Source organism: Desulfosarcina sp. (assembly GCF_041551955.1).
In the GTDB taxonomy this organism is placed as follows: Bacteria; Desulfobacterota; Desulfobacteria; order Desulfobacterales; family Desulfosarcinaceae; genus Desulfosarcina.
Window position 1 is genome coordinate 1 of record NZ_JBFELV010000233.1, and the last position, 7,782, is coordinate 7,782.

The 7,782-nt window shown below is 49.2% G+C and carries 7 protein-coding genes; 6 read left to right on the forward strand and 1 reads right to left on the reverse strand.

What is annotated here, in order from left to right:
- Positions 1-1,144, reverse strand: a 1,144-nt coding sequence (locus ABYV26_RS16220; RefSeq protein ID WP_372682398.1) for a S1C family serine protease, incomplete at its 3' end; no start/stop codon positions are given.
- A gap of 43 nt (positions 1,145-1,187) precedes the next feature.
- Between ABYV26_RS16220 and ABYV26_RS16225 the strand changes: the two genes are divergently transcribed.
- The 6 genes from ABYV26_RS16225 to yidC form a co-directional block, all read left to right on the forward strand.
- Positions 1,188-3,707 (forward strand): TIGR03960 family B12-binding radical SAM protein, encoded by a 2,520-nt coding sequence (locus ABYV26_RS16225; RefSeq protein ID WP_372682399.1) that lies wholly within the window; start codon positions 1,188-1,190, stop codon positions 3,705-3,707.
- Positions 3,700-5,241, forward strand: a complete 1,542-nt coding sequence (locus ABYV26_RS16230; protein WP_372682400.1) for a ribonuclease E/G — start codon at positions 3,700-3,702, stop codon at positions 5,239-5,241. The genes ABYV26_RS16225 and ABYV26_RS16230 overlap by 8 nt, the downstream gene beginning before the upstream one ends.
- A gap of 184 nt (positions 5,242-5,425) precedes the next feature.
- Positions 5,426-5,560 carry a 50S ribosomal protein L34 gene (gene rpmH / locus ABYV26_RS16235; protein ID WP_372682401.1) on the forward strand — a complete coding sequence of 45 codons (135 nt, stop codon included), beginning with the start codon at positions 5,426-5,428 and terminating at the stop codon, positions 5,558-5,560.
- Positions 5,561-5,636: 76 nt separating this feature from the next.
- Positions 5,637-6,002, forward strand: a complete 366-nt coding sequence (rnpA, locus tag ABYV26_RS16240) for a ribonuclease P protein component (protein WP_372682402.1) — start codon at positions 5,637-5,639, stop codon at positions 6,000-6,002.
- Complete coding sequence (yidD, locus tag ABYV26_RS16245; RefSeq protein WP_372682403.1) at positions 5,999-6,208, forward strand: membrane protein insertion efficiency factor YidD; 210 nt, start codon at positions 5,999-6,001, stop codon at positions 6,206-6,208. Before rnpA ends, yidD begins: the two co-directional genes overlap by 4 nt.
- A gap of 138 nt (positions 6,209-6,346) precedes the next feature.
- A partial coding sequence (yidC, locus tag ABYV26_RS16250; RefSeq protein ID WP_372682404.1) for a membrane protein insertase YidC occupies positions 6,347-7,782 on the forward strand: 1,436 nt, incomplete at its 3' end.

Consider the following 7,782-nt stretch of genomic DNA (forward strand, 5'->3'; position numbering starts at 1 on the left):
CCAAGCGTTGGCTGGCCAGTGTCAGCGCCCGATCAAGAGGAAAGGTCGCTGTTTGGATGGAAACGTGAGCGACTTTTCCCTTTCGGCTGATTTCAATCGACAGGGTTTGATCGGCTGAAACCTCATTCATCTTTGCTTGATAGGCGAACATGTCGGTCAGCTTCTCGCCGTCTACGGAAAGAATGATATCGCCGTCACCCATGCCTGCCTTTGCCGCCGGGCTTTCCGGTTCCACCGCTGTAACCATGAGTCCGACATTGCTTGGTATATCGAGATAGGTGGACAGCTCGGAATCGATGGGCTGAACTGTTATGCCTACCCAGGCCTGAACGACCTCTCCGAAATTGATCAGATCGGAAATGATTCGTTTGGCGCGGTTTATAGGTATGGCAAATCCGATGCCTTGGGCCTGCGAATAAATTGCCGTGTTGATACCGATCAACTCTCCGTTGATATTAAGCAGGGGACCGCCGCTGTTTCCGGGGTTGATGGAGGCATCGGTTTGAATGAATTTGTGAAAAACGCGTTCTCCGGTTTTAATACTTCGATTGACCGAACTGATCACACCGGTGGTGACGGTGTTGGAAAAACCGAATGGATTTCCGATGGCAATTACCGATTCCCCAATCATCAAGTCATCTGAATGGCCCATTTGGATGGCTGGCAACTCTTGGTTCGATTGGATTTTTAGCACAGCCAGGTCTGATTCCGGATCCATACCTATTATTGCCGCCTCGAATTCGCGTTGATCGTTTAACGCCACGCTGATGGTGGTTGCCTTTTCGACAACGTGAGTATTGGTCAAGACCAAGCCTCGCGTACCATCGATGATGACGCCGGAGCCAAGACTGGTTCGTTTTTCCCTGCGTTCGAGTTCTGGTGAAAAAAAATCGCGGAAGAACTTATCTAACAGGGGGTCCATGCCATATCCAGAAAAAGGATTGGAATTCTTGCGAATTTCATATTGTGAACTTATATTGACCACTGCCGGGCTTGCTTTTCGGACCGCGATGACGACATGGTTTTCCCGTGCGTCAATACCGCAAAAGCCGTTGTGCCAGGTGATAAGAAGAATCATCAGAGATCCCGCACAGTGGAGCAAGGAGCTTTTTTTTCTATCTACTCGGGGAACCGTCTTTGCCATTTCGATGCTTTTCCAAAATAATAATCAGGTTAAGAAACATACCATGAGCGAAACATCCATTCAAGATATCCTGCCGCTGGTCCAGATGCCCAGCCGTTACTTGGGCAGTGAAACCAATCGCATCAAGAAACCGTGGAAAAAAACCCAACTGCACGTCGCCCTGGCCTTTCCCGATTTATACGAAATAGCCACCTCACACTTCGGTATTCAGATTTTATATGGGATGCTCAACGGCAGGAACGAGATTCTGGCGGAGCGGGTCTTCGCACCGGCAGTGGATATGGAGGCGCAGCTGCGCAAAAACAAACTGCCGTTGTGTTCCTTAGAGTCTGAAACGCCTTTGAAAAATTTTGATATTCTCGGTTTCAGCCTGCTTTACGAGTTGAACTACACCAACATGGTGAACATGCTCGATTTAGCAGGCATTGCCTTCTTTGCCGAAGAGCGAAGCAAGACGGATCCATTTGTGATCGGAGGCGGTCCATGTACCTGCAACCCGGAACCGGTGGCTGATTTTTTCGATGCACTTGTGGTGGGCGACGGTGAAGCCGTGATTTTGCAGATGACCGATGCATGGAAAGCGTGGCGCCGATCGGACAGTGATAAAAGGGAGGCTCTGCTCCATCGCTGGTCTCAGATAAAAGGGGTGTATATTCCTTCTTTTTTCGACGTTTCCGTCGATGCCGTTGGCGCACAGCGATTAACGCCAAAACATGGATCGCATCAGGATGTTGATCGGGCGGTGGTTTCAGACCTGAACACTGAACCCTTTCCAGGGACACCCATCATTCCTTTCGGCAAGCCGGTACATGATCGGCTGCGAATGGAAATTGCCCGGGGGTGCACGCGAGGCTGCCGATTCTGTCAGGCGGGAATGATCTATCGGCCCGTACGCGAACGACACCCAGAGGCGGTATTGTCTTCCGTGAGCCAGTTGTTGAAGGAGAGCGGATATGAAGATCTCAGCCTGCTGTCACTGAGTACGGGGGATTACTCTTGTATCGCACCCCTGGTGCAAAGGATTGTGGATGTTGGTGCCAAGGACAGGGTGGCCGTGTCATTGCCGTCATTGCGGGCCGGCTCGCTCACTCCTGAGCTGATGGAGTTGGTCCGAAAAGTCAGAAAAACCGGCTTCACCATTGCGCCGGAAGCCGGCAGCCAGCGCCTGCGGGACGTGATCAATAAAAATATCACCGAAACAGATATCGTCGAGACCGTTGAAAATGCATTTTCTCTGGGATGGAAGTTGATTAAACTCTATTTCATGGTTGGTCTTCCCAGCGAAACCCAGGCCGATATCGAAGCGATCGTCGCTCTTGTTAAACGGTTAAAGGAGATAGCCAAAAAACAAGGTCGAAGTCAAAAAATAAACGTCAGTGTGGCTACGTTTGTACCCAAACCGCATACGCCGTTTCAGTGGGAGCCCCAGATCTCTCTCGAAACGGCCCTGGAAAAAATTAACTGGCTGAAAGACAACCTGAAACTGCCTGGTGTCCAGGTTAAATGGCAGGACCCGCGGGTGAGTGTGGTCGAAGGGGTCTGGGCCAGGGGTGATCGACGGCTGAACAACGTGTTGATCAACGCGTGGCGCAGCGGTTGCCGGTTTGATGGGTGGACGGATTTTTTTGATTATGACCGGTGGATGACGGTTTTTCAAGCCAGCGGGATCAATCCTCGGCACTACACGCAAGGATATTCCGACACCGATCGACCGTTGCCATGGGATCACATCAATATTGGCGTGGATCGATCTTTCCTGCTCGAAGAAAAGGCCAGGGCGGTAGCCGGAAAGATCACCAACGACTGTAGAACCGGATCCTGCAGGGGATGCGGGGTTTGCGATTTCGAGTCGATAAAACCAGTCTCCTTTCATGATCACAAAGGCTTTCTTTCAACGCAGAAACCGCTTCCTGAGCCGCAGGCGTCAGAGACCGCGATCAAGTATGTGGTCAGTTTCAAAAAAATGAAGGCCGCCCGTTTTTTAGGCCATCTCGAAATGGTAAAAATTTTTACCAGAAGCTTACGTCGGGAGAGGCTTCCCTTGAAATATTCAAAAGGGTTTCATCCCATGCCCAAGGTCTCTTTTGGAGATACGTTACCCATGGGAATGCAAAGCGAAGATGAGCGAATGCTGGTTACGCTGACAGAGCCCATCGATTCGGGTGAACTGATTTCCCGGCTGCGCCGGCAAATGCCCGACGGTCTGGAAATCACCGGTTGTTCCCCGTATGTCAAAAAAAAGGCGCTGGAACGGATCGACACCCTGCCTTATCGGGTTGAACTAAAAGATGGCTTTTTCAAACAAAAAGATTTAGACTGGTTTTTTGGCCAACAAAGCGTAACTATTGAAAGAAAAAGCAAGAAAGGCAGGCCGGTGGCCGTAGATTTAAAAAAGGCGGTTTCCGATATTAGGCTGCTGGACGACCATCATGCTGTAATGACCCTTGGAACCGATAACAACCTGATGGTTAGACCGGGACTCGTGATGAAAACGGTCTTTAATTTGAGCGAGCTGCAGATCCTGACCGCAATAATCACCAAAAGAAAAACGAATCATGTCTAAAAAGATCATTATCAACGTGGCAGACCACGAAACCCGGGTCGCTCTCGTGGAAGACGAAACGATTGTTGAACTTTTCATTGAAAGAAAGGGAAGCCGAGACAATACCGGTAATATTTACAAAGGCCGGGTTCAGCGGGTACTGCCAGGAATGCAGGCGGCCTTTGTAGAGATTGGATTGAACCAGGCAGCTTTTATCTATGTGGATGATGTAATCCGCGATAATTATGCAGACATCGATGGCCATTTTATTTGCAACGATGTCGAGGAAGATGGCTATTCCGACGACAACCGCCAACCGACCCCCCTACCAAAAGAAGAAAAAGAGAAAATCGAAGACCTTATCACCGAAGGGCAGGAAATTCTGGTTCAGGTTTCAAAATCCCCCATCGGCACCAAAGGTGCCAGAATCACCTCTAATATTTCACTCCCCGGTCGCTTTCTGGTGTTGATGCCCACATCCACGCATATTGGAATCTCACGGCGGATCGAGGATGAAGCTGAGCGCCAACGGCTCAAAACGATTGTTTCCGAGTTATCCAGCAACAGTGCGATGGGCTATATTGTTCGAACTGCAGCAGAAGGGATTCAGAAAGAAAAAGTTGCCTATGAAATGGGGTTTTTGAAAAACCTGTGGTGCAACATTCAAAAAAAGTATCAGACAGCCGCCACCCCATCCCTGCTTCATCAGGAGTTGAACCTCAGTCTCAGAGCGGTCAGAGACCTGCTGCTTCAGGAGGCGGAAAAGCTGGTAATCGATTCGAGAAAGGATTTCGAGTCGGTCCTCGCGTTTCTTGACACCTTCAATCCATCCCTAAAGGACTCCGTTGAGCTGTTTGAGGGCGACGAACCCATATTCGATGCCTACAACCTGGAAGGTGATATTTCCAGAGCGTTGAAGAGAAAAGTGTGGCTTAAGTCAGGGGGGTATATCGTGATCGAACACACCGAAGCCTTGGTGGCCATCGATGTGAACACGGGTCGATATGTCGGAAAGTACAACCTGGAAGAAACCATTTTAAAAACCAACCTGGAGGCCGTCAAAGAGATTGCCTACCAAGTCAGATTGCGGGACATTGGTGGGATCATCATCATTGATTTTATCGACATGGAAAAAAAGTCCAACCAGGAGAAAGTCTTTTCGGCGCTCAGTGAAGCGTTTACCAGAGACAGAAGCAAGACCCATATCCTTCCCATCTCAGATATGGGATTGATTCAAATGACCCGCAAAAGAACCCGTAAACCCCTTACCCGGCTGTTGTGCGACCCGTGTCCTTATTGTGATGGAGAAGGATATATTATATCCATAAGAACAATATGTTATTCAATATGTCGCGAGATTTTAAGGTACGCAGCAGACATGGCCGGTTTTCGACTTACCCTTCGGGTGAATCCGGAAGTGGCCGACTTTCTTCATGGTGAAGAAAACCATCTGATTCAGGGGTTGGAAAAGAACATCGGAAAACAGATCGTTATATACCCGGACAACCGCTATCACATGGAAGCGTTTGAATTTATAGAGTCCGCTCATGAGTGAAACGATTACGTGAGATTGTCCGTCTTTCTATGGCCAGGGCCTTGAACCCAAGGGACGGATCTGACCATCGGAGCGCTTTTTTGCAGCTTGACACCGCCGCCATCATGTGCTTAAGGTACCCGATTCAACTGACGAAGACGGGTATGCATTGGCATCACATCATTGGAAAGAAGGAAATTAAACGATGAAACGTACTTACCAACCGAGCAGAATCAAACGCGCTCGAACGCATGGATTCAGAAAAAGAATGTCAACGAAGGCTGGTCGCCGCGTGATCAATCGTCGGCGGGCAAAAGGCAGAAAAAGACTGGCGGCTTAACCGACGCGGCGACGAAGGCCCTTTTTCGGATGTTCGGGGAAAAAGAATAAAATCCCATGAAAACGGGTTGATAACTTTGACACGTGCAACATTCACCAAGGCAGATCGAATAAGAACGTCAATCGAATACCGGACGCTATCAAAAAACGGGAATCGTCATTACAGCGAGTATTTTATCATCATCTCCCAAGCAAACCAGGCTTCGCGATCTCGCCTTGGCATCACCGTCTCCAAAAAGGTCGGGAAGGCCGTCACGAGAAACAGGATCAAGCGAACCATTCGCGAACATTTTCGATTGAACAGACGATTATTACCGGGCCGGCTCGATATGAGCATCATTGCCAGACCATCGTCTGGACGGATAGGGACGGCGGCAATTAGAGACCATCTCGAACGCTGTTTTGAGGCCATCGGCGGAAAAGCCCGAATTGCGGGAAAATGAATAAACTGACGCTACTGTTGATTCGGTTGTATCAGATCTCTATTTCACCCATATTGGGGCCTGCTTGCCGATTTGTTCCAACCTGTTCAGAATACGCTTATCAGGCGATCTCCATATATGGTGTTGGAAGGGGAGGCCTGCTCGCAATTAAACGGCTGTTGCGGTGCCACCCTTTCAAGCCCGGTGGATTTGATCCGGTTCCGTGAATGTTCTATCCCGTTTGAAATATCGCTTTGCTTTAAGCCCGCCTCGATTGCCTTCTGTGAAATGCTTACGCCGTTCAAAAACCACTATCAACGTATCGCTCGCGACTGTTGACGCACCTTGGCGTCAAGGAGAAAAAAATGGAACAATTTCGACTGCTGCTAGCCATTGGTCTGTCTTTTCTGGTGCTATTTGTCTGGAGCATGTTTTTTGTAGACCAGCAGCCGGTAACCGACCAACGAGAAACCGCGACAACAAAATTGGGGCCGGATGATGATGGCGCCTCGAGCAAGCCAACCGCTGCGTCGACCAAGGCCGTCAGTAAAGCAGCGATCGATGCTATAAAAGCGGCCCAGATCGTCCAAGATCAGGGTCGGGAAATAACCGTTGAAACCCCGTTTTACACCGTTCGCATTTCGGCAAGGGGCGCCTCTTTTTCCAGCTACATTCTCAAGAAATATCGTGAAACGGTCGACAAGAATTCTGCAAACAAACAACTGATCCCGCCGTCTTTTAAAGAAGGTGTTATTCGCACCTCCCTATTGGGGAAATCGTTGAACGGTATGAACGATGCGGTATTCTCCATCGACCAAGCGGGCGACCGCCTGGTTGTGGACGGCGACAGCAAGGCGCTTTCCTTCAACTGGGTGGCGGATGACGGAACCATTCTCACAAAGACCTATACCTTCGAGCCAGACTCCTACCTCATCGGTTTGGAGGTCGTTTTAAAGAATGCTTCGGAAAAGATTTTGAAGGACCAGCTGGTGCTCTCTGTTCGCAAACCCCTTGAAGCCGATCAAGGCTATGGTTTTGTCGGGCCCAGCGCATTGATCGACGATAAACTCCAACAGGTTAAAACCAAGAAGATCGAAGATCAGGACGAATATAAAGGCAAGATCAAGTGGGTCAGTGTCGAAGATCGCTATTTTCTTTCGAGCATCATCCCTGGCGCCGAAGTCAACGGCAGCATGAAACTGGCTGCGATCGACGACGTTGTCGTCAATCAGCTGGTCAACCCCGTTTTTGAGCTTTCCCCCGGCGAGGAACAGGCGTTTAACTTTTTTGTGTTTATGGGGCCCAAGAGCATGGACTTGTTGGACAGCCTGGGTCACGATCTCGGTAAAGCGCTTAATTTCGGATTTTTCAATGTCATCGCCAAGCCCTGTCTCTGGTTCATGAACAAAATCCACAGTGTTCTTCCCAACTACGGCATCGCCATCATCCTTTTGACCCTTTTTACCAAAATCATCCTGTGGCCGCTAGGCAACAAAAGCTATAAGTCGATGAGTGAGATGAAAAAGCTTCAGCCCCTGATGACCGAAATTCGTGAAAAGCATAAAGGCGACAAACAAAAAATGAACCAGGAGCTGATGGCTTTGTATAAAACCTACAAGGTCAACCCCATGGGTGGATGTCTCCCCATGGTTCTTCAAATACCTGTTTTTTTTGCTCTTTATCGAATGCTTTATCAGGCCATCGAATTGAGGCATGCACCCTTTTTTTTGTGGATCAACGACTTGTCTGCGCCTGACCGGCTTTTTGACTTTGGGTTCTCCATCCCATTTATGGAACCGCC